Origin of the sequence: Pseudomonas sp. A25(2017) (assembly GCF_002001065.1) — a bacterium.
Classification (GTDB): domain Bacteria; phylum Pseudomonadota; class Gammaproteobacteria; order Pseudomonadales; family Pseudomonadaceae; genus Aquipseudomonas; species Aquipseudomonas kilonensis.
This window is the reverse complement of the sequence record NZ_MUOA01000060.1, coordinates 82,858-101,007: the sequence shown is the minus strand read 5'-3', so window position 1 is coordinate 101,007 and position 18,150 is coordinate 82,858. Positions and strand designations below refer to the sequence as shown.

Sequence of the window (18,150 nt, the reverse complement as noted above, 5' to 3'; positions counted from 1 at the left end):
CGACCTCCAGTGTTTGGGGTTAGGCGGTGGCTGGAACGGCTTCACGAAAGCGTGAGGGGCTCCAGTCGCACGACTCGTCAGCCGGGATATGGCCGAACATCAGCGTGCAACGGCGGCAATGCACACAATCACCACAGGTCTTGCCCTCGGGCAGGTTCATCTGGTCAGCGTTGTCCGCTGACCGTGGATACGGCGCTCGTTGCTCGCTCATAACTCTCTCCATCTGGTTGATCCAACAAATTCCGGCTGCACACGATCCTTCCGCTGGTTGCCGTTGGGCGCGGTGTCATGTGCATGCGGGATTGGTCGGTTGTCTGTGGGAGCGAGAAGGGTGTTTCTCGCGTTGATTCTTTGGCCAGGGCCCGGAATAGAGCGGTTAACCTGTGGGAGCGAACTTGGTTCCGCATGTGCGGGCAGTGACGGGCAAACTTCTGGAGACTTGCCATGCTTTCACGGTCTGCCGGTTACGTCTCCGGCGCCGAGTTCCACGGCCGTGTCCATTTCACCCCGCCGTAAGACGTCCTCCAGCGGTTGATTTGATGCAGGTGGGCGGTTATAGGCCGCAGTTTCGTCCGCATCCGTCTGCCCACTCGTTGGAATGGACAGAGGTGATGCTTTACATGTCGTAGGGCGGCAACTCACCAATGCGCTTTTGCTTTTCGGCCTGAAAAGCCAGGGCCAAATCAAACGAGCGAGTGGCGACTTCCTGCGCGCCCAGCTCATCACCCCTTGAGAGAAGCCCAATCATTGCTGCTACCGCAAAGGCCTTCGTGTCTTCGAATTCATCACGCGTCATGGTCTTGCTCCTGGTTGATTTCCCGTCTGGCCCTGTCGCCAAGGCCAGCCAGTGAAATCTTCATGCCGCGAACAGCTCTTGCTGTGCTGGCTGTGGGGCGCAGCGTTGGAGCCCAGCACGAATGGCTGACTCCAGAAGCTCGGCGTCTTGCTCAAGCTCAGAGAAGGCCCCGGCGAACTCGCTCACCGCACCGCGAATTGCTGTCGCTTCACGCTGCAGTGTTGGGATCACGATGCTGCGCATGTTGCCGATGGTGCTGATGTCGTGGCTGCATTCCCGGCAAAGCCGGATGTAGTCGAGCATGTACTTAGGCATGTGCTCCTCCTTCTATCGAGATACTGCGCGGATGGTGGATAGCGGCACCTTGGCGTCGATCATCCGCGAAAGGCTGTAAGGCACCGTGCTGCCGTTCTTCTTTGCCAGCCGACATTGCCTGCGGCACTCCTTGTCGGCTGCCTCCTGATTGTTTGCACATCCGAATTTCTGCATTTGGTTTCTCCGGTCGTCATCCCAAAGCCCGCTCATTGAACGGGCTTCAGTGATGCTTTCCGCTTTGGGCGCTTCGTCTCGCCATTGATCCAGGCCTCCCAGGCTTTCTTGTCGATCAACTGACCTTCGTATTCATGGCCGCCGCAAACGTGGCAGTAGATGTGCTGGGTCTGCATCCCGAAGGACGACGTGTTGTTTGCGCCGCAGAGCTTGCAGCTCACGTCCGCCTTGCCAGCCAGCGGTGGGCGCCGGCCTCGGTCTTGAAGTTCTTGCTCGCGCTGAACGTCAGCGCCGTGAAGGTGCCGTCGGTCTCGCGAATCACACCGCGGCTGATCGTTTCGTTGTTACCCAGGTTCAAGGTCATCATTTCCGTGTCTCCGGTTGTTTTCCCAATGCACCCGGTTGCCCAGGTGCATCAGTGAAAAATTCCGTTCTCCACCACGCGCATCGCCGGATTCATATCTCTGGCCAGGTCACACATTTCGTGTCCGGTGTTCTTCCTGGCTGGCTTGCGTGGTTTCGCGTACTCACATCTGGTGAGCACGGCCAGTTCCAGAGCTGGCATGGCATCGACTATTTCTTGCTCGCACTTACCGGATGAAACCCGGGGTAGTCGATGGCGAGGATCCTGAGCTGTTAAAGAGCGGACGGACTGTTTAGGCCCTGGCGCCTTGTTGCTTGGCGTTGAGGTAAATTTAGAAAACTTAACAAGATTGGTCAAGCCTTATTTTTAGGAAACTTAACAAAAAGTTTAGAGACCTGAATTCCAGGCACAAAAAAGCCCGCACGATGGCGGGCTGATTGAAGGGGAGAGGTTACGAAGGGCTTCGGGAATACATCGCCCACCAGAACACGTGGCCGAGGATCACGATCTGCTGATCCTGGATGTCCTGAAAGGTGTAGTCCTCATCAGGGTGCTCATCGCGGTTGAAGCTGCGCAGGCGAATCCCGGTCGGGAGCCGATAAAGCTGCTTCACGCGGAGTTGGCCGTTGTGGTTGATGGCGTACATCTCGCCGTCTACTACGTCGCGCAAGGAGTTCTTGCCGACGTTGATGCCAACGGTGGCGCCGTCGCGCAGGACCGGAACCATGCTGTTGCCGCTGACCATGACGCATTTGGCGTTGCTGAACTGCACGTTGTTGTTGCGCAAGTCCTTCTTATAGAAACGCAGTCTGGCGCTGTCGCTCTCCTCAATCGCGAAGCGGCCAGAGCCTGCAGCCAGTTCGACCTCCTCAAGAAATGGTACGTAGACCTCGTCGTCATCGAGCGGGGTTTCGTCATCCCACGCAGCTATAGAGGACAGGCTGACTTGCCTCCCGGCTTGCACCGGCTCCGCTCCACTCGATAACCACTCCGGCGAGCAGTCCAAGGCCTTAGCCAGGGACAAAAGGTTCTTCCCCTTCGCCCCATTCGTTCCAGACAGCCAAAAGGAGACGGTCGTCCGAGAGACGCCTGTCCGTTCGCTTATGTCGGTCGCACGTAGCCCCAGGGCCGCCATGCGCTCTTTAACTCGTTCGCTGAAATTCATGGTTAAGGATTCTAAACATTGGGCAGTTTAGATAACTTGCCTTTTCTTGTTAATATTTCTAAACTCCGGTGCAGTGAAGTGGAGAAACCTTAAATGACCTATGACCAAGCCCTGCAATTCTTCGGTACGCCCGGCGCCATCGCTGATGCATTGATCGTCACCCGGAGCCGCGTCTCGCAGTGCCGATCCGCCGGCGGCTTCTCCTACCCAATGCAATGCGTGTTGGAGAAGGAATCCGCTGGGAAGCTCACCGCGAGCCGCCTGGATGACCCTGCCAACTCGACTAAAAAATCTGCCGCGTAACCCACCTTGCATGCTCAAAGGAGCAATAAATGTACGACTTCCGCAAACACCTGAATCACAACGAAACAAAGGTTCGGCTCAACGACGAGTACGACGAATACCTGCGCTCCCTGGCAAAGATCCATGGCACTCAGAAGGCTGTCATTGCCCGCGAAATTCTCAAGGCTGCGATTCAGCAGATGAGGGAAGAGCTTACCCGTACTCAAGACATGGCCTGAAGGCCCTTATGGAGGCTTTATGCCTGAAACAAATTGCGAGTTGTCCTTGAGGCAAATCGCTGATGACGAAGACCTCCAATTCCTGGTTGAGGCCGCCGCCCAGCTTGGGATTCCTGTTGAGCAACTGACCAAGGAGGCTATTGAAAAGCACATCGCTGATCGCACAAGACCAAAAACGATGAAAGGGACTGTTCAGGCCTTTCGGCTCCCATACCGGCCATCAAAGGCCAGGACTGATAAGGGCCTCAAAGATGAAAAACGGTAAATCGGACGCACAAAAAAGCCACCGGGCAAGGGTGGCTTTTCGTGCAGCACATACAACAACGTTCTGGAGCTGATTATGCACAGTTCAATCAATACCGGCAATACCCCGGCCAATGTCGCGACACGTTTCGCCGGATCTGAAAACGTGTCGCGCACTATGTCATCGGTGGAAATATCAAAGCTGACCAAGAAGCGTCACGACAACGTGAAGCGGCTCATCGAAGACTTGGCCCAGGGTGGATTGGTCCACCCTCAATCTGAGGATGAATGGTCCACGGACAAACTGGGCCGGCCTCGCGCCACCAGGATCTACAACGTGGGTGAGCGTGACAGCTACGTCATCGTCGCCCAGCTCTCGCCAGAGTTCACCGGAAAGTTGGTTGATCGCTGGCAGCACCTTGAAAAGCAGACTCAAAAGCCCGAGCTGCCCGCCAGCGTGAAGGTCGTCGGTGAGCTGGCGATCATGGAGTGCTTCACCAGACTGCTGAAGCCCGCACCATCAAGCCAAATGATGATGCTGACCAAGATCGCACAGAACAACGGCCTCGACCCTAAATTCCTCCCAGGCTACGCCATCGACGCCGCTCCAGACGCGACTGGCGGATCTTCGATGGAAACCAAGCCCATCACCGACCTCATCAAAGAAAACGGGATAGCCAGCACGGCCGCTGCGTTCAACCGCTTGTTGGCTGCCAATGGCTTTATCAAGAGGTGCCAGCGCAACAGCACCAAGCGCGGCGTCGTCGATTTCTGGTCGGTGACTGATAAGGGCCTTCGCTACGGCAAGAACCTGACCAGCCCCAACAATCCACGCGAGACCGCACCCCACTGGTACGTCGATCGCTTCCTTGAGCTTGCCGGCCTGGTCGGCAAAGGCAGCAAGTAATGGCCGGAGATTGGATCAAAATGCGAATCGACCTTCAGACGCATCCGAAAGTGTTCCGCATGGTGTCCGCATTGCAAGCGGACAGGTTGCGGATTATCGGCGGACTGCATGTTGCCTGGAGCATCTTCGACACCCATTCGAGCGATGGTGTTTTGGTGGGTTACACCGTGGATGCGATGGATGCTGTGGTGGGCTGGCCGGGCTTTACCCAGGCCATGATCGACGTTGAGTGGGCCGCCGTCGAAGACGATGGGAGCCTTGTAATGCCTCGCTTTGACGAGCACAACGGGGCCAGTGCCAAGCGCCGCGCCAACGACGCCGAACGTAAGCGCAACGACCGGAAAAACCCTGTCCGCAATTTGTCCGCTTCAGATGCGGACAGTTTGCGGACCAGAGAAGAGAAGAGAAGAGAAGAGAAGAAAGAGCAAAATCAAAAGCAAGGTGCTGGCGCACCGGCGAAATCTTCGAAGTTCGATCCCCTGACTGCCAAGCCCGAGAACGTTTCCGAAAAGGCCTGGGCCGACTGGTGCCAGCACCGCAAGGAAATCCGCAAGCCGCTAACCGCCAAGAGCTGTGAGCAACAGGCCAAGTCGCTGGTGGGCCATTCAGCCCCGGACCAGGTGCTTGCAATCTCAATTGCCAACGGCTGGACCGGGATATTTCCGGAAAAGGCCATCGGCAACGTCCACCCGTTTCCGGCATCCCGCCACACCGGTTTCGAGAATCGCAACTACACGGCGGGCCTTACGCCTCGTGGGGATGGCACCTATGACTTCTAGCCCGAAGCAGGTCGACCTGACCATCAACGACATCGAGAAGCGCTTTGGCGTAATCGGCAAGCAGCCGGCCACCTGTCCACACCACGGTGAATACGCCTCGGTCATCCGCAAGAACGCGGATAGGGCGTCTGGATGCCCGGATTGCGCCGACAAAGCTCGCCAGGAGCGCGACGAGGAAGAACAGCGGGCAACGTATGCCCGGATCGTCGAACAGCGCCTGGAGCGCAAGCTGGGGGCCTCCCTGATCCCGAAACGGTTCATGGGGAAGAACTTTGCCGACTTCCGTGCCGAGACGGCGGCCCAGAAAGCCAACCTCGCCATGTGCATCGAGTACGCCGAGACGTTCCCGCAGCACCTGGAAGAGGGCCGTTGCATCGTCATGACCGGCACGCCCGGCACTGGCAAAACCCACCTGGCCGCCGCCATCGCCGGCTTCGTGATCGTCAACCACAACGCCACAGCCGTGTACCGCACCGTTGGCGGACTGCTGCAGTTCATCAAGGGCAGCTATGGCGACCGCGCCGAATACACCGAGGCTGAGGCATTCGCCAGCCTGGTCGAGCCATCCCTGCTGATCATCGACGAGGTTGGAGCCACCAAGCCATCCGAGTTCGAGCTGGCGACCCTGTTCTCCGTGATCAATGGCCGGTACGAGGCGCAACTGCCAACCATCGTGATTTCCAACATTGACGCCAAGGAGTTGGGCGCCGTGCTGGGTGATCGCAGCGTGGATCGGCTGAGGGAAGGCCGAGGCATTGGCCTGGTATTCGAAGGCGCCTCAGAGCGCAGCAAGCGGAGGGCTTCCTGATGAAACGAGCATCCCCAGTACAGCTACGCCAATCCCTTGAGGTAGCCAACACCCTGGTCAAGCACGGTATCCAGTTCGTTTGCGTGCCAGTAATCGACGAGGCGGACGCCATGAACCTTGCCGGCCAGGCTGCCCAGCGGCTGGAGCGGTTGGCGTATATCGCGGAAGCGCAGGAGAAGCGGACATGACCGACAAGATGCGTGAAGAGTTTGAAGCCGCAGTGCTGAGTGAGTACCCGAATCAAAACATGGGCAAGTTCGCCACTGGTGAGTACCAGAGCACCACGATTGAGCATTGCTGGTGGGCATGGCAGCAATCCCGCAAGGCGCTGGTGGTCGAGCTGCCTGAGCACTACCAATACGACAGCCCGGGAGAAGTAATTCCAGTCCTTAAGGATTGCCGCGCAGCCATTGAAGCCGCTGGCGTGAAGGTGTCCCAATGAATCTCTTGGCAGAAAACATCGGGCAAATCCGCGAGCTGGTGCGCAGTGGCTATCCGCTCAAAGCGCGTGACGCCAAGGACTTGCTGGGGCACAACGACCACCTGGTCGAACTGCTGGAAGCTCGAGGCCGTTTGATGCTCGGCGTAGAGATCGAGCGCGACCAGCTCAAGGCCGAAAACGCCGGCCTCAAGACCGGCTACCAAGCCTACGAGCGGGTGAATGCTGAGCTGAAGGCTGAGGTTGAGGGCCTGCGCACAGCGCTGACCTACATCCGCGACAGCTCGGATGACTGGCATGTGTGCGAGAAGGCCGCCGATGCGCTGGCTGACGCCTCCATGGGCAAGGGAGAGCAGTCATGACTCCCGAGTACACGCTTCGCGACCAGCGCGACGTCAACCGACTGACCGGCGTGCTGCACGCCATCGACCTGACCAAACCGAAGGTGGTGGTGATCCGCGACGAGAAGCGCCCGGACGTCTGCAATCGGAAGATGTGGGCAATGCTCAAGGACGTCTCCAGCCAGGTTGAGTGGTACGGCAAGAAGCTCAGCGACGAGGACTGGAAGCACGTCTTCAGCTCTGCGCTCCAGAAGCAGGACGTGGTACCAGGCATCGACGGCGGCTATGTCGTCCTGGGCGTCTCCACCCGCAAGCAATCTCAGAAGTGGTTCGGCGACCTTTTTGAACTGATGCACGCCTTCGGCGCCGAGCATGGTGTCCGCTGGACGGAGCAGGACAAGTGGGGAGGGCGCTACTGATGCTCGTCGCCAAACAACCCCGCGCCAAGAAGTGCCGAGTCGCCGAATGCGGTGCCCCATTCGTCCCTCAGCGCCTCGGGCAGCGTGTATGCAGCCCGGCCTGCGCAATCCTCGATGCGCCAACCAACCATGCGAACCAGGAAAAGGCCCGCAAGTCCCTGGCCCAGGTCGAGCGCCGGGAGATCAAGGTTCGCAAGGAGAATCTGAAGAGCAGGGCGGATCACCTGCGCGAAGCCCAGGCTGCGGTGAACGAGTACGTCCGCCTGCGCGATGCGCATCTGCCTTGCATCAGCTGCGACTCGCAGCCCAACGACAACGACCTGATGACTGGCAGCCGGTGGGACGCCGGACACTACCGATCCGTCGGCGCTTGTCCGGAGCTGCGCTTCGAGCCACTGAACATCCACCGCCAGTGCGTGAAGTGCAACCGCAACCTTTCCGGCAACGCGGTCGAGTACCGCATCCGCCTGGTGCTGCGCATCGGCGCCGACAAGGTGGCCTGGCTGGAGGGGGCTCACCCGGTCCGCAAGTACACCGTGGAAGAAATCAAGGCCATCAAGGCTGACTACCGGGCCAAGACCCGCGAACTGAAGAAGGGGCACGCAGCATGAAAATCAACTCAGCGCGCCAGGCTTGGCATGACTGCAATTACAACCCGGCCCCGGGCCAGACATCCGACGTGGTGCAGCTCGGTGTGGTGGTACAGAACACGGAGCGCGGGCCCACGGCAAACCATGCCGTCCATGGCGCCCTGGCCGGTCACATCCAGTCGGCAATAGCTCGGCTCCACCCGCAGATCCGCGTGTTCGGGGATTACATGTACGCCGCTGCCCAGTGCGACGACATCCGGGAGGCAGCAGAGGAGGTGGTGTTCCTGCTGGTGCAGAATAGGTCGCCACGGATGACGGCCGCCAAGCGCGAGAAGCTGGAGTATGTGGTGAAAGGAGTGCTGCGCCGGTACCGCCATATGCACCAGGGCGGACAGTCAGCCAACGAAGATCCGCTCGCCAACGCCGAGAAGTTTCGGGCCTGGATGTGGCAGGTCTACGAGGTGCGCCTGGAGTCGTGCAATTGGGAGCGAGATTGGGGCGGTGTTCTGCAGTTGATCTTCGAGTGCTGCGAGGATCTGGACCGGCGAGCGCTGAGCCCGATAGCCGCGGTGATTTACGAAATGCGCGAGGCCGCTTGAGGGCCTATTGCGTTCCCGTGCGGCTCATGGCATGATTTCGCCACTGTTAGAGTTTTGCCTTCGGCAACTTACTCAAATCCCCATGGAAACCCGGCCCTTGCGCCGGGTTTTTGCGTTTTCGGCTCCACCACACCCATTGCCCCGAGCTGGGAGTGCTGCTGGAGCTGATCTATTCCTCGCTGCTCCCCAGCGCTTGGCCGATCACACCGGCCCTTTTATTCCGGTACCGCCCATGACTGAAGTATCGCGCATTGCAGACAGCACGACGTTCAAGGTCGCTGTTCCGATCCTGCAAACGATCTTGTCGGCCGGTGCCATTGGAGCGTTCGTCTACGTGGTCGGTTCGCTCGGATCACTCCAGATGCAGCTCGCCGCCTACCAGACCAATCAAGCCCTGATCGGGCAGAGGGTTGACTCTTTGGAGCGCTCCCGGGAGTCGACGGACAAGTTGGTCGACTCCCTTCGCGTGAGCACCCAGCGCCAGGAGTTCAAAATCGACCAGGTAGGGGAGAGCCTGAAGGCCCTCGTCCAAACAGGTAGACCCAAGTGAGTCGCCTGCTGATCGTCCTCATTCTGCTCACAGGCTGTGTGCACAAGGAAGCGATCCAGGAGCCGCCGAAGGTTCAGCGCATCACCGTACACCGCTATGTCAGCGAACAATGCCAGCCAGGCCAAGAAGAGCGCCTACGCGAGGCCCTGAAAAGTGCCAGAGAGTGGAGGCGCTATGCCGAAAGCCTGGAGAAATTGCCCGAAGCGAAGACGACCCATGAAATTAATCCCTGAGTGGCGAAAGGCCTGGCGCATGACCAGCGTGCAGTTGGCGATTGTTGGTGTGGCGCTCAATGCTGCGGCAACTGGGTGGTCATCGTTCCAGGGCCAGGTTGACCCGATGGTCTACGCCATCGTGAACATGGTGCTCGGCATCTCGGTTGCAGTGTCGCGGGTAATCAAGCAGCCGAAGCTGGCTGACCAGCCTGAGCAGCCCGAGTAAAGCGCGACACGTTTCGCGCATCAGCAAATTGTGTCGCGACACTGGAGAGCACGCCATGGCGAAGATAAGCATAAGCATTGTCGTCAAGCGCTCCTGGTGGGTGGACCCATACCTATCGGCAGTAGCGGCATTCAGTCATCTGACGGGCTTCGAGCCTGATTACGACAAGGTCGTCTCCATGGCAATGCGCGGGATCAGCATAAAAATGGTTGACAATCAATGACCACATCATTACCGCGAATTAAGATCCGTGGCGGCCAGGTCGTATCGACTGACAGTCTTTCCAACATGGTCGCTAACATCGGAACCAATCGAGACAAGCGCACCCACAACGCATTCGGCTTTGAGTTCGTCAACCAGATCGAACTGGAGGCGGCGTATCAGTCCAACTGGATCGCCCGCCGGATCGTGGATAAGCCGAACGAAGACGCGCTGCGTGAGTGGCGTGCATTCAGCGGCAAGCAGGCCAAGGATATCGCGAACGAAGAGCGGCGCCTGGGCGTGCAACAGGCCTACCTCGACACCTGCTGCTGGGCCGACCTGTACGGCGGCGCTGCCATGCTCATGGTGACCGGCCAGGACCTGAGCCGTCCGCTCGACCTGGACAAGATCAAGAAAGGTGGCTTGAAGAACCTGGTGGTCCTCGACCGCTGGGACATTCAGCCCACTGAATTCAACCTGACTGACCCGCTCAAGCCGAACTGGATGCTCCCCGAGTACTACATGATGGTGAACGGCGAGCAGAAGATTCACTACAGCCACATCATCCGCCGCACCGGGGCCCGCCTGCCGCGCCGCATGCGCATGTTCGATCAAGGCTGGGGTGACAGTCGCCTGCGCCGCTGTATGTCCGACCTGCGCGATGTGGTGGCGACCAAGAGTGGTATTGCGTCCCTGGTGCTCGAGGCGAACGTCGACACGATTAGCGTTAAGGGTCTGAAAGGTGCTTTGGCGAGCGCTCAATGCGACAGTGTCACCGAGCGTTACCGCTTGTTCGGCATGATGAAGTCGATCGTTAACTTGGGCCTCCTGGATGCCGAGAGCGAAGAGTACGACCGCAAGAGCGTGGCCTTCTCGGGTCTGAGCCAAATCATGGAGCAGTTCATGGTATGGACGGCCGGTGCCGCTGAAATGCCAGTGACTGAACTTTGGGGCCAGTCGGCCGCCGGGCTCAGCTCCACCGGTGAAGGTGACCTGAAGACCTACCACGGCACCATCAAGGGCAAGCAGGACGGTCAGATGCGCCTGGACCTGGAAGCCCTGGATCAAGTGTTGATCCGCTCCGCCCTGGGCACGTACCCGGATGACATTGAGTTCGAGTGGAATCCACTGGCCCAGACCTCCGGCATCGAGCAGGCGCAGGAAGACCTGGCAGACGCTCAGGCCGACTCGCTCCACATCGAGAATCGTGTGATTCGCCCAAGCCACGCCATGCGCCGCGCTCAGGCGAAAGGCACCTACGCCATCACCGACGAGCAGATCGCTGCTCAAGAGAAGATTGAGAAGGATCAGGACAATGGAGAATTCGACGACGGCAAAGGCCTCCCGGGTTTCTCCCTTGATGAGCCTGATAGAAGCAAACAAGAAGCTGATGGAGCTCCGACCAAAGAAACCCCGAGGGCCTAAACCGGTCCTTCCGAGCCAGGAAGCTGAGCGCTACTACCGTGGTCAGCTTCGGGGCTTGGTGCGGCTGATGGCTGCCGAGCTGGTCAAGGCTGTTGAGCCTGAGCTGAAACGCCTGAAGCGTGACTACATCGGCGATGCCATGCCGACATTGGACGGCTGGACCGACGAGATCCTGGCAGCAATACGTGGGGTGTCTCGCCGGTTCAACTCGTCCCTGTTCGAGGCGCAGATTCAGCGTGTGGCCGCCAGCACGGTGAGTCGCGCAGAAGCCGACAACGCGGAGGACTTCCGCAAGTCGGTCAACCAGGCCGTTGGTGTGGACTTCGACCTGATCGCCCGGCCGAAGGGAATGCAGGACTACCTGGAAGCCTCCACGGCTGAAAACGTCAACCTGATCAAGTCCATCCCTACTGAGTACTTCCAGAAGGTGGAGACGATCGTGCTGGGCGGTATGAAGGATGGGCTTGCTCCGTCGGCCATCGCCAAGCAGATCCAGGAAGAGACCGGTGTCAGCGCCAGGCGGGCCAAGCTCATCGCGCGGGATCAGGTGTCACAGCTCAATGCTGACCTGACGGAGAAGCGCCAGGCCGCTGCCGGCATCGAGTTCTACAAGTCCGAGGATGCCGGCGATCAGCGTGTCTCTGGCGCGCCAGGTGGCAAGTACCCCAACGCCAAGATCAGTTGCTACGGCATCGCCCGTCAGGACATCGGCTACGGCCCTGGTATCTACAAGGTCGGCGTTGGTGCGTCGTGGGGTGGCAAGACTGGATTAAAGCCAGGCAAGCACCACCCGCTCTGCCGCTGCATCGCCATCGCCATGATCCCGGGCGTGAACTACTTCCCCGATAAGGGCTGACCATGAAACGAATGACCATCGACGAGGCCTTCAAGCCCACGTCGCGAACACTCACGCCCGAGGGTTTCCTCTGCGTGAAGGGCATTGCGGCCCGGACAGGTGTTTATCAGTACCTGTCGAGCGAACTGGATCTGGACGGGCCCGAGCGCATCGTCAACGTCTACCGGTCCCCCGAGGAAGTGTTCTCGCCTGAATCCATGGCGACCTACCTCGACAAAGACGTGACCAACGACCACCCGGACGACTTGGTCGATTCGACCACCTTCAAGGAAGTGTCGGTCGGCCATGTCCGCGGTGTCGAGCGTGACGGCGACAACCTCATCGTGGACATGATCATCAAGGATCAGTCGGCCATCGACGACATCCAGTCCGGCAAGGCCGAACTTTCCCCTGGCTACCTCGCTGAATACGTGGAAGCCCCCGGCATCGCCCCCGACGGCACCGCCTACGAATACGAGCAGCGTGACATTCAAATCAATCACAACGCCGTTGTAGAAGCAGCGCGGGCCGGAAAGGTCGCCCGCATTTTTGACCACAAACCGAAAGGTATTACCCATATGGCGACCCGGAAAGTCTTTCTGGACTCCAAGAAAAGCCGCTCCATCATCCTGGACGAAGAGGCCGCAACGGTAGTCGAAGACGCCGTGTCTGCCTTGCAAAAGTTCGCAGATGAAGAGTCGGAACGCGCAGACAAAGCTGAAGCCACCAAGGACGAAGCCGAAGAGAAGCTGGAAGAGGCCAAGAAGGAAACTTCCGACGCCGCTATCGGCCTGCGTGTCAAAGCCACCCTCGACACCATTGCTCTGGCCTCCAAGGTCGTGAAGTCCTTCGACGCCAAAGGCCTGGTCTCCCCCCTGGAGATCAAGCGCGCCGCAATGGCTCAACTCAAGCCGACCCGCGATTGGGCTGCCAAGTCCGAGGCCTACGTGACTGCCGCGTTCGACGCTGCCGCTGATGAGGCGGACGAAGAAGACGAGGACGACAGCACCAAGACCAACGACAGCCTGAAGCAGTTCGCCCAGGACGCTGCCAAGCGCGGCCTGAAGCCGACCACTGACGGCTCGGACTCCTACAACAAGTTCCTGCGGGGTGAGAAGTAATGGGCACTGCAATTGATACCTTCGGCCAGTACGCCGGCAAGGCCTACGAAGGCCAAATCAATGACCTGAGCATGGCGGATGTGACCACCGCTGTTGCCACGGTCGCCATTCCGTTCGGTCGCGTCGTCGTGTCGGACACTGCTGATCGCTCGGGCAAGCTGCCTGCCGCCGGCGCCGGTTTCTTCCTCGGTATCTCGGTTCGCAAGCCTGTGGGCGTGAGCGGTAGCTACCTGACCGGCCAGGTCTCTGACAGCGGCAATGCCGTCGGCGGCTACCGCGCTGGTGAAGAGGTCAGTCTGCTGGCCCACGGCCGCATCTGGGTCAAGACCCTGGCCGGTGCCGTCAAAGGCGCCCAGGTCTACGCGCTGCCGACTACCGGCGAGATCACCAACGCCGCGACCGCTGGCAACCACGTCCTTGCCGGCTGCACGTTCCTGACGGCCGCCGCCGCCGGTGAACTGGTGCTGGTAAAGATCAAAGCCATCGCGCCTACCACCATCGCCGCTTAAGGATCAGATCGAATGAAGACTTTCGACGCTTCCCCCCAGGCGCAACTGGGCTTCCTGATTGGTCAACTGACCTACGTTGAACAGGAAGTCCTGCGCCAGCCATACCCGGAAATCAAATACCCATCGATCCTGTCGGTGGACACCTCGGCCCCTGACTACGTTGAATCGATCGCCTTCAAGGTGCTCGACTACAAGGGTGAGCCGGCGCCAATCGGTGACACCTCGCACGACTTCCCTCTGGCCGAGATCGCGGCCAAGGTCGGCGGTGTGGACGTGGTCCAGGCTGGCCTGGGCTATGCCTACAGCCAGATCGAAGTCGGCAAGGCCCAGGAGATGGCGAATACCGTCGGCTTCGGCGGTGCCATCAACTATCTGGCCGAGAAGCCAATCGCGACCCGCACCCTGACCGAGCAGTGGCTTGACCGCGTTGCTTTCGTAGGTGATGCGCGCTGGCCTTCGCTGGCTACCGGTGGACTGCTGAAGTACCCAGGCGTCCCCGTCGTGGCTACCGGCACCCTGCTGGGCGGCGCGAACAAGACCATCGCGGCAATCCTGGCTGGCGGCGGTGAAACGGCGGCAAACGAGATCCTGACCCTGCTGAACAACGCGATCCTTCGCGTGTACAGCACTCAGACCAACTCGATCTTCCGCCCGACGCATATCCTGCTGCCGCTGACCGAGTACGGCCTGTTGGTCACCTTCCGTATCCCGAACACTGCGGAAACTCTGATCAGCTACCTGGAGCGGGTGCTGAACATCACCATCGAGCCAATCCTGCAGGCGGCCACCGCCGGCGTGGGCGGCGTCAACCGGATGATGGTCTACACCAAGAATGCCCAGTTCGCCAAGTTTCACCTGCCGATGCCGTTCACCCTGAACGCACCGATCCCGACGCATGGCGGCCTGAAGTTCGAGGCTGCTGGCGTGGTGCGCACTGCTGGTACCGAGCTGCGTGTTCCGATGTCCCACCTGTACGTTGACGGCGTTTAAGGAGGTCACATGGCTGCGAAGAAAAAGCAAACCAGTGAATCCTCTTCGTCGGAAGCGACGGTCTGGACCAACGTCAGCAAGAACCCGGTGATCCTGGGCGACGGCAGCACTGTTGGGGCTGGTGAGCAAACCACCCCAGAGCAAGCTGATTTCGCCGAGGGCTCGCTGTGGGAGGAGCACGGCATTCTGGTCTCCGGCGCGCCGGCGCTCATGGATGACGGTGCGGACCAGATTGCGGCGCTGTCTGCCGAAGTCGAAACCCTCCGGGCTCAACTGGCTACCTTTGGCAGCGAGAAAGAAGCGCTGCTGGCTCAAGTCGAAGAGCTGAAAAAGCAGATCCCTCCGAAAGAGTGATCTGAGCAAAACCCAAATAGCCCCGCCCAGTGCGGGGTTGTTTCATTCTGGAGTCTGACCCGTGGCCGAACTTACCATTGAAGTGACGCCGGAGATCATTGTGGACTTCCGAGCGTTCTACGAAGAATTTTCCGACAGCGCCGTCTGGTCTGATACCAAGATCACCCGGGCGCTGTACATCGCACGCGGCGAGTTTGGCGGCTGTGCGAACTGGGGCGACTACAAGCCCTACTCATTCTTCCAGCGTGGCTGGTTCGCCCTGGCGGCGCACTACCTGACCTGGAACAAAGCGACAACCGACGCGACGACCGAAGACGGCAGCGCATCGACCCCCTACGCAGTCGCCAGCAAGGGCGTGCGGGATGAGTCGGTGTCCTACGCCATCCCGGCAGCCAACAACAGCCTGACGACGTGGGAAGCGGCCCTGGCCCTTACTCCATACGGAGTCGAGTACCTGCACCTGCGCTCGCGGGCTGGCATGGGAGCGATCTGCGTATGATCGAGCCAACCGTCAGCCTGGTTAACACTCAGCAGGTAGAGCAAGCCCTGAAGGACCTTGCCAAGCGCCTTGAGGGGCACACTCGTGTTCTCGTCGGCGTGCCGAAGGGTGCGGGAACCTACGAGGACGGCCTGACCATCGCGACCGTGGCCGCAGTGAACAACTTCGGATCGGCTGATGGGGTTATCCCCGAGCGGCCCTTCCTGGTGCCGGCCATCACCAAGGGCGCGCCGCAGTACCAGCGCCTGGCCGAGGTGATGATTCCGAAGGTGCTTTCCGGGTCCATGACCATGACCACCTTGCTCGAGCAAATGGGCAACTTGGCCGAAGGGCACGTCAAGCAGGAAATAACCGAACTCCGAACCCCGCCCAACGCCGCATCAACCATCGCGGCCAAGGGGTCGGACAACCCGCTGATAGACACCGGTGCGCTGCGCCAATCCATCCGCTACGTCATCGACGACACCGGCGAACAACTCGAAGAGGGTCTGTGATGAAAGTCAAAATTGGCGATACATGGTATTCCGCCGAGGACCAGCCCATTTCTGTGATGTTCGAAGACGAAGAGTTGGAATGCATCAAGCAGATGGATCGAGATAGCTCGCCAAACCTTCGTTTTACTGCTGGGCGCCTGGATGACCAGGAGCTGCTCGACTGGGCGAAATCCTGATGGGCCTCAACATGCGCGGCCACGTCAGCGGGCCATTCGTCACGCACCCGGGCGTCGTCCTGAACCGCTACACCAGCGAGATCGTCGACTTCGAGCCGGTCCTGACCATCAGCTACACCGACACATTCAACGCCAACGTGCAGCCGGTGAGCGACAAGGAGATCGAATTCCTCCAGATCGGCGCCGAGCGCATCAACGACGTACGGGTGATTCACCGCAATGACGGCAAGGGGATCGAGGTCTCCACCCCGGGCAAGCTGGCCGACATCCTGGTCTTCGCCGAGACGCCCGACAAGCCGGCCACATGGTGGAAGTCCATCGCGACTGATTATCGGCCCTGGCACAACTTCTGCCGCGCCGTTGTCGCCAAACTGGACCCGGCTGAGATCGCACGACTGGAGGGCATCACAGATGCTTGACGTCAAAGCGCTATCGAAGGCCGTGTGCAATGTCGTTGTAGCGGTGACCGGGCTACCGGCAAACAAGGTGATCATCGGCGATAACGGGATCGACGCCCCGACCGGCAGCTACTGCGCCGTGCGCCTGCAAAATCCCGAGCAATGGGGTCAGGCGCTCAACTCGCAAACCAACGTCCCGGCCCTGGATGACCCTCAATACGAGGACATCATCGCCAAGGTCGCCACCCAGTTCACGCTGGGTTTCAGCATCAACTTCTACCGGGCCGGCGCCGTGATGTATGCCGCCGCACTGTGCGAAGCAAACAAGCGCGAGCTGGTGAAAACCATTCTGCGCACCGCAAAGCTTGGGTGGTCCCGCGTGTCACCAATCAACAACCTGACCGGCCTGTATCAGGCGGCCATGGAAGAACGCGCCCAGCTCACCCTCTATCTGTATGGCGAATCCATTGCCGAGGACCGCATCCAGCGGATCTATCGCGCGGGCTTCTCCGTGGAAACCGAACAATCTGGCGCCGTCGCGCAAGGGGAAGTAAATGGCTTATCCGGCTGAAAGCATCATCAACATCGACACGCTGATCAGTTCGGCCGGCCTTGGCACTGCCAACTTCGGCGCGGGCATGATCTTCGCTGACTTCGATTCGTCCAGCGATGTTGGCTTTGTCGAAGGCACCTATCGCGATTACGGCTCAGCCGCTGCGGTGGCCGTGGACTTCGACATTGCGTCCGACCCATACAAGGCGGCCCTGGCCTGGTTCTCGGCCCTGCCAAAGCCTAAATCGCTGCGCATCTACCTGCGCGTCGAGCTGGACACCGCCGTTCAATCCTTCAACGACGCCATCAACAAGCGCATCTGGTTCTACTGGTTCGAGTTCGAAACCTCGATCCGGGCCGTTGATGCGGACGTCCTTGCGCTGGTCGAGGCAGCTGACGCTGCCGGTAAGTTCCTGGCCTTCACCACCAACCAGGCCACTGTGCGCGATCCAGCGGTCACCACGGATATCGTGAGCAAGGCGTTTGTCCAAGGATCGCGCCGGATGTTCATCGTCAGCCATGCCACTGAGCTCTACGCGGGCTTCGAGCTTGCTGCGGTGTTCAGTCGGGTCAACTTCAACGCAGCGAACTCGACCATCACTGGCGAATTCAAGAAGCTGCCAGGTATCGACGCCGAAGACCTGACCCAGACCGCCTACTCTGCGATGAAGCAGAAAGGCGCCGTGTTCTACACGGTGGTGGAGACCGGTGGCGAAAGAGATATGGGCCGGGTTATCAACTCGAAGTCCACGTCGACCTTCGGCGAGTTCATCGACGACGTATTCAACCTCGATGCTTTCGTCAACTACCTGACCATCAACCTGTACAACGCGCTGACCAAGGTGCCGACCAAGCTGCGCCAGACTGCCGCCGGCCAACAAGTGTTGATCGATGCGGCCTCGCAGATCGGCGAGCGCTTCATCGACAACGGCTACCTGGGCGAGCGCTTCTACCCGAGCGATGAAACCGGTGAACAGGTCCTGAGCCGCGGTTATGAAGTACTGACCAAGGCCGAAGACATCCGCAACATCACCGATGCAGAGCGAGCTGATCGCCAGGCCGCGCCGATCATTATGCGTCTGTTCCGTGCCGGCGCCATCCATGCCGTCGACGTGACGGTTCAAGTTGAATAAGGGGCGCTGAAA

General features: G+C 59.7%; 34 protein-coding genes. 28 read left to right on the top strand and 6 right to left on the bottom strand.

Annotated elements, in window-relative coordinates:
* Window positions 1-19 precede the first annotated feature (19 nt).
* From B0E42_RS13180 to B0E42_RS13150, 6 genes are all read right to left on the bottom strand, one after another.
* Window positions 20-211, bottom strand: coding sequence for a hypothetical protein (locus B0E42_RS13180; protein WP_077506590.1), 192 nt, complete (start codon window positions 209-211; stop codon window positions 20-22).
* A gap of 405 nt (window positions 212-616) precedes the next feature.
* Window positions 617-796: a hypothetical protein gene (locus B0E42_RS13175; RefSeq protein ID WP_077506589.1), complete on the bottom strand. Its 180-nt coding sequence runs from the start codon at window positions 794-796 to the stop codon at window positions 617-619.
* A gap of 60 nt (window positions 797-856) precedes the next feature.
* A complete protein-coding gene (locus B0E42_RS13170; RefSeq protein WP_077506588.1) occupies window positions 857-1,111 on the bottom strand; it encodes a hypothetical protein in 255 nt (84 codons plus the stop codon).
* Window positions 1,112-1,123: 12 nt separating this feature from the next.
* Window positions 1,124-1,285 (bottom strand): hypothetical protein, encoded by a 162-nt coding sequence (locus tag B0E42_RS31135; protein WP_168188517.1) that lies wholly within the window; start codon window positions 1,283-1,285, stop codon window positions 1,124-1,126.
* A gap of 217 nt (window positions 1,286-1,502) precedes the next feature.
* A complete protein-coding gene (locus tag B0E42_RS13155; protein ID WP_077506585.1) occupies window positions 1,503-1,652 on the bottom strand; it encodes a DUF1391 family protein in 150 nt (49 codons plus the stop codon).
* Window positions 1,653-2,100: 448 nt separating this feature from the next.
* Window positions 2,101-2,814, bottom strand: coding sequence for a S24 family peptidase (locus B0E42_RS13150; RefSeq protein ID WP_077506584.1), 714 nt, complete (start codon window positions 2,812-2,814; stop codon window positions 2,101-2,103).
* Between the two features lie 93 nt (window positions 2,815-2,907).
* On the opposite strand from B0E42_RS13150, the gene B0E42_RS13145 reads away from it, so the two are divergent.
* From B0E42_RS13145 to B0E42_RS13020, 28 genes are all read left to right on the top strand, one after another.
* Complete coding sequence (locus tag B0E42_RS13145; RefSeq protein WP_077506583.1) at window positions 2,908-3,117, top strand: hypothetical protein; 210 nt, start codon at window positions 2,908-2,910, stop codon at window positions 3,115-3,117.
* Window positions 3,118-3,146: 29 nt separating this feature from the next.
* On the top strand, window positions 3,147-3,335 hold the full coding sequence (locus B0E42_RS13140; protein WP_077506582.1) for a hypothetical protein: 189 nt from the start codon (window positions 3,147-3,149) through the stop codon (window positions 3,333-3,335).
* 19 nt (window positions 3,336-3,354) lie between these two features.
* Entirely contained in the window at window positions 3,355-3,600 is a 246-nt protein-coding gene (locus B0E42_RS13135; protein WP_077506581.1) for a hypothetical protein, read from the top strand.
* Between the two features lie 75 nt (window positions 3,601-3,675).
* On the top strand, window positions 3,676-4,485 hold the full coding sequence (locus B0E42_RS13130) for a Rha family transcriptional regulator (RefSeq protein ID WP_077506580.1): 810 nt from the start codon (window positions 3,676-3,678) through the stop codon (window positions 4,483-4,485).
* Entirely contained in the window at window positions 4,485-5,264 is a 780-nt protein-coding gene (locus tag B0E42_RS31475; RefSeq protein ID WP_077506579.1) for a hypothetical protein, read from the top strand. Before B0E42_RS13130 ends, B0E42_RS31475 begins: the two co-directional genes overlap by 1 nt.
* Window positions 5,254-6,072, top strand: coding sequence for an ATP-binding protein (locus B0E42_RS13120; RefSeq protein WP_077506578.1), 819 nt, complete (start codon window positions 5,254-5,256; stop codon window positions 6,070-6,072). Before B0E42_RS31475 ends, B0E42_RS13120 begins: the two co-directional genes overlap by 11 nt.
* Entirely contained in the window at window positions 6,072-6,260 is a 189-nt protein-coding gene (locus tag B0E42_RS13115; protein ID WP_077506577.1) for a DUF1382 family protein, read from the top strand. The genes B0E42_RS13120 and B0E42_RS13115 overlap by 1 nt, the downstream gene beginning before the upstream one ends.
* Window positions 6,257-6,514, top strand: coding sequence for a hypothetical protein (locus B0E42_RS13110; RefSeq protein ID WP_077506576.1), 258 nt, complete (start codon window positions 6,257-6,259; stop codon window positions 6,512-6,514). The genes B0E42_RS13115 and B0E42_RS13110 overlap by 4 nt, the downstream gene beginning before the upstream one ends.
* Complete coding sequence (locus B0E42_RS13105; protein ID WP_077506575.1) at window positions 6,511-6,873, top strand: hypothetical protein; 363 nt, start codon at window positions 6,511-6,513, stop codon at window positions 6,871-6,873. Before B0E42_RS13110 ends, B0E42_RS13105 begins: the two co-directional genes overlap by 4 nt.
* Window positions 6,870-7,271: a recombination protein NinB gene (locus B0E42_RS13100; protein WP_077506574.1), complete on the top strand. Its 402-nt coding sequence runs from the start codon at window positions 6,870-6,872 to the stop codon at window positions 7,269-7,271. The genes B0E42_RS13105 and B0E42_RS13100 overlap by 4 nt, the downstream gene beginning before the upstream one ends.
* Window positions 7,271-7,882: a recombination protein NinG gene (locus B0E42_RS13095; RefSeq protein WP_077506573.1), complete on the top strand. Its 612-nt coding sequence runs from the start codon at window positions 7,271-7,273 to the stop codon at window positions 7,880-7,882. The genes B0E42_RS13100 and B0E42_RS13095 overlap by 1 nt, the downstream gene beginning before the upstream one ends.
* Window positions 7,879-8,460 (top strand): hypothetical protein, encoded by a 582-nt coding sequence (locus B0E42_RS13090; RefSeq protein WP_077506572.1) that lies wholly within the window; start codon window positions 7,879-7,881, stop codon window positions 8,458-8,460. The genes B0E42_RS13095 and B0E42_RS13090 overlap by 4 nt, the downstream gene beginning before the upstream one ends.
* A gap of 232 nt (window positions 8,461-8,692) precedes the next feature.
* Window positions 8,693-9,010, top strand: a complete 318-nt coding sequence (locus tag B0E42_RS13085; protein ID WP_077506571.1) for a hypothetical protein — start codon at window positions 8,693-8,695, stop codon at window positions 9,008-9,010.
* Complete coding sequence (locus B0E42_RS13080) at window positions 9,007-9,243, top strand: hypothetical protein (RefSeq protein WP_077506570.1); 237 nt, start codon at window positions 9,007-9,009, stop codon at window positions 9,241-9,243. The genes B0E42_RS13085 and B0E42_RS13080 overlap by 4 nt, the downstream gene beginning before the upstream one ends.
* 19 nt (window positions 9,244-9,262) lie before the next feature.
* A complete protein-coding gene (locus tag B0E42_RS13075; RefSeq protein ID WP_256578296.1) occupies window positions 9,263-9,451 on the top strand; it encodes a hypothetical protein in 189 nt (62 codons plus the stop codon).
* 55 nt (window positions 9,452-9,506) lie between these two features.
* Window positions 9,507-9,674: a hypothetical protein gene (locus B0E42_RS31130; protein ID WP_168188516.1), complete on the top strand. Its 168-nt coding sequence runs from the start codon at window positions 9,507-9,509 to the stop codon at window positions 9,672-9,674.
* The gene (locus B0E42_RS13070) at window positions 9,671-11,077 is read left to right on the top strand and encodes a DUF1073 domain-containing protein (RefSeq protein WP_077506568.1); all 1,407 of its coding nucleotides are present in this window, start codon (window positions 9,671-9,673) and stop codon (window positions 11,075-11,077) included. The genes B0E42_RS31130 and B0E42_RS13070 overlap by 4 nt, the downstream gene beginning before the upstream one ends.
* 67 nt (window positions 11,078-11,144) lie before the next feature.
* Window positions 11,145-11,933, top strand: a complete 789-nt coding sequence (locus B0E42_RS13065) for a phage head morphogenesis protein (RefSeq protein WP_077506646.1) — start codon at window positions 11,145-11,147, stop codon at window positions 11,931-11,933.
* A gap of 2 nt (window positions 11,934-11,935) precedes the next feature.
* Entirely contained in the window at window positions 11,936-13,033 is a 1,098-nt protein-coding gene (locus tag B0E42_RS13060) for a DUF2213 domain-containing protein (RefSeq protein ID WP_077506567.1), read from the top strand.
* Window positions 13,033-13,542 (top strand): hypothetical protein, encoded by a 510-nt coding sequence (locus B0E42_RS13055; protein ID WP_077506566.1) that lies wholly within the window; start codon window positions 13,033-13,035, stop codon window positions 13,540-13,542. Before B0E42_RS13060 ends, B0E42_RS13055 begins: the two co-directional genes overlap by 1 nt.
* A 12-nt stretch (window positions 13,543-13,554) precedes the next feature.
* Window positions 13,555-14,532, top strand: coding sequence for a major capsid family protein (locus tag B0E42_RS13050; RefSeq protein WP_077506565.1), 978 nt, complete (start codon window positions 13,555-13,557; stop codon window positions 14,530-14,532).
* 9 nt (window positions 14,533-14,541) lie between these two features.
* Window positions 14,542-14,886 (top strand): hypothetical protein, encoded by a 345-nt coding sequence (locus B0E42_RS13045; protein WP_077506564.1) that lies wholly within the window; start codon window positions 14,542-14,544, stop codon window positions 14,884-14,886.
* A 61-nt stretch (window positions 14,887-14,947) separates the two neighbouring features.
* Entirely contained in the window at window positions 14,948-15,385 is a 438-nt protein-coding gene (locus B0E42_RS13040) for a DUF4054 domain-containing protein (RefSeq protein WP_077506563.1), read from the top strand.
* Entirely contained in the window at window positions 15,382-15,879 is a 498-nt protein-coding gene (locus tag B0E42_RS13035) for a hypothetical protein (RefSeq protein ID WP_077506562.1), read from the top strand. The genes B0E42_RS13040 and B0E42_RS13035 overlap by 4 nt, the downstream gene beginning before the upstream one ends.
* Entirely contained in the window at window positions 15,879-16,055 is a 177-nt protein-coding gene (locus B0E42_RS31125) for a hypothetical protein (protein WP_168188515.1), read from the top strand. The genes B0E42_RS13035 and B0E42_RS31125 overlap by 1 nt, the downstream gene beginning before the upstream one ends.
* Complete coding sequence (locus tag B0E42_RS13030) at window positions 16,055-16,474, top strand: hypothetical protein (RefSeq protein ID WP_077506561.1); 420 nt, start codon at window positions 16,055-16,057, stop codon at window positions 16,472-16,474. Before B0E42_RS31125 ends, B0E42_RS13030 begins: the two co-directional genes overlap by 1 nt.
* Entirely contained in the window at window positions 16,467-17,024 is a 558-nt protein-coding gene (locus tag B0E42_RS13025) for a hypothetical protein (RefSeq protein ID WP_077506560.1), read from the top strand. The genes B0E42_RS13030 and B0E42_RS13025 overlap by 8 nt, the downstream gene beginning before the upstream one ends.
* Window positions 17,008-18,138 carry a DUF3383 family protein gene (locus B0E42_RS13020; RefSeq protein WP_077506559.1) on the top strand — a complete coding sequence of 377 codons (1,131 nt, stop codon included), beginning with the start codon at window positions 17,008-17,010 and terminating at the stop codon, window positions 18,136-18,138. The genes B0E42_RS13025 and B0E42_RS13020 overlap by 17 nt, the downstream gene beginning before the upstream one ends.
* Window positions 18,139-18,150 lie beyond the last annotated feature (12 nt).

Excerpts from the sequence above, each read along its gene's own strand:
- B0E42_RS13075 (WP_256578296.1), top strand. The coding sequence starts at position 9,263 with ATGACCAGCGTGCAGTTGGCGATTGTTGGTGTGGCGCTCAATGCTGCG.
- B0E42_RS13060 (WP_077506567.1), top strand. The coding sequence starts at position 11,936 with ATGAAACGAATGACCATCGACGAGGCCTTCAAGCCCACGTCGCGAACA.
- B0E42_RS31125 (WP_168188515.1), top strand. The coding sequence starts at position 15,879 with ATGAAAGTCAAAATTGGCGATACATGGTATTCCGCCGAGGACCAGCCC.
- B0E42_RS13050 (WP_077506565.1), top strand. The coding sequence starts at position 13,555 with ATGAAGACTTTCGACGCTTCCCCCCAGGCGCAACTGGGCTTCCTGATT.
- B0E42_RS13035 (WP_077506562.1), top strand. The coding sequence starts at position 15,382 with ATGATCGAGCCAACCGTCAGCCTGGTTAACACTCAGCAGGTAGAGCAA.
- B0E42_RS13120 (WP_077506578.1), top strand. The coding sequence starts at position 5,254 with ATGACTTCTAGCCCGAAGCAGGTCGACCTGACCATCAACGACATCGAG.
- B0E42_RS13020 (WP_077506559.1), top strand. The coding sequence starts at position 17,008 with ATGGCTTATCCGGCTGAAAGCATCATCAACATCGACACGCTGATCAGT.
- B0E42_RS13145 (WP_077506583.1), top strand. The coding sequence starts at position 2,908 with ATGACCTATGACCAAGCCCTGCAATTCTTCGGTACGCCCGGCGCCATC.
- B0E42_RS13055 (WP_077506566.1), top strand. The coding sequence starts at position 13,033 with ATGGGCACTGCAATTGATACCTTCGGCCAGTACGCCGGCAAGGCCTAC.
- B0E42_RS13065 (WP_077506646.1), top strand. The coding sequence starts at position 11,145 with ATGGCTGCCGAGCTGGTCAAGGCTGTTGAGCCTGAGCTGAAACGCCTG.
- B0E42_RS13090 (WP_077506572.1), top strand. The coding sequence starts at position 7,879 with ATGAAAATCAACTCAGCGCGCCAGGCTTGGCATGACTGCAATTACAAC.
- B0E42_RS13130 (WP_077506580.1), top strand. The coding sequence starts at position 3,676 with ATGCACAGTTCAATCAATACCGGCAATACCCCGGCCAATGTCGCGACA.
- B0E42_RS13110 (WP_077506576.1), top strand. The coding sequence starts at position 6,257 with ATGACCGACAAGATGCGTGAAGAGTTTGAAGCCGCAGTGCTGAGTGAG.
- B0E42_RS13170 (WP_077506588.1), bottom strand. The coding sequence starts at position 1,111 with ATGCCTAAGTACATGCTCGACTACATCCGGCTTTGCCGGGAATGCAGC.
- B0E42_RS31475 (WP_077506579.1), top strand. The coding sequence starts at position 4,485 with ATGGCCGGAGATTGGATCAAAATGCGAATCGACCTTCAGACGCATCCG.
- B0E42_RS13155 (WP_077506585.1), bottom strand. The coding sequence starts at position 1,652 with ATGATGACCTTGAACCTGGGTAACAACGAAACGATCAGCCGCGGTGTG.
- B0E42_RS13025 (WP_077506560.1), top strand. The coding sequence starts at position 16,467 with ATGCTTGACGTCAAAGCGCTATCGAAGGCCGTGTGCAATGTCGTTGTA.
- B0E42_RS31130 (WP_168188516.1), top strand. The coding sequence starts at position 9,507 with ATGGCGAAGATAAGCATAAGCATTGTCGTCAAGCGCTCCTGGTGGGTG.
- B0E42_RS13180 (WP_077506590.1), bottom strand. The coding sequence starts at position 211 with ATGAGCGAGCAACGAGCGCCGTATCCACGGTCAGCGGACAACGCTGAC.
- B0E42_RS13100 (WP_077506574.1), top strand. The coding sequence starts at position 6,870 with ATGACTCCCGAGTACACGCTTCGCGACCAGCGCGACGTCAACCGACTG.
- B0E42_RS31135 (WP_168188517.1), bottom strand. The coding sequence starts at position 1,285 with ATGCAGAAATTCGGATGTGCAAACAATCAGGAGGCAGCCGACAAGGAG.
- B0E42_RS13085 (WP_077506571.1), top strand. The coding sequence starts at position 8,693 with ATGACTGAAGTATCGCGCATTGCAGACAGCACGACGTTCAAGGTCGCT.
- B0E42_RS13150 (WP_077506584.1), bottom strand. The coding sequence starts at position 2,814 with ATGAATTTCAGCGAACGAGTTAAAGAGCGCATGGCGGCCCTGGGGCTA.
- B0E42_RS13175 (WP_077506589.1), bottom strand. The coding sequence starts at position 796 with ATGACGCGTGATGAATTCGAAGACACGAAGGCCTTTGCGGTAGCAGCA.
- B0E42_RS13030 (WP_077506561.1), top strand. The coding sequence starts at position 16,055 with ATGGGCCTCAACATGCGCGGCCACGTCAGCGGGCCATTCGTCACGCAC.
- B0E42_RS13105 (WP_077506575.1), top strand. The coding sequence starts at position 6,511 with ATGAATCTCTTGGCAGAAAACATCGGGCAAATCCGCGAGCTGGTGCGC.
- B0E42_RS13095 (WP_077506573.1), top strand. The coding sequence starts at position 7,271 with ATGCTCGTCGCCAAACAACCCCGCGCCAAGAAGTGCCGAGTCGCCGAA.
- B0E42_RS13045 (WP_077506564.1), top strand. The coding sequence starts at position 14,542 with ATGGCTGCGAAGAAAAAGCAAACCAGTGAATCCTCTTCGTCGGAAGCG.
- B0E42_RS13140 (WP_077506582.1), top strand. The coding sequence starts at position 3,147 with ATGTACGACTTCCGCAAACACCTGAATCACAACGAAACAAAGGTTCGG.
- B0E42_RS13135 (WP_077506581.1), top strand. The coding sequence starts at position 3,355 with ATGCCTGAAACAAATTGCGAGTTGTCCTTGAGGCAAATCGCTGATGAC.
- B0E42_RS13070 (WP_077506568.1), top strand. The coding sequence starts at position 9,671 with ATGACCACATCATTACCGCGAATTAAGATCCGTGGCGGCCAGGTCGTA.
- B0E42_RS13115 (WP_077506577.1), top strand. The coding sequence starts at position 6,072 with ATGAAACGAGCATCCCCAGTACAGCTACGCCAATCCCTTGAGGTAGCC.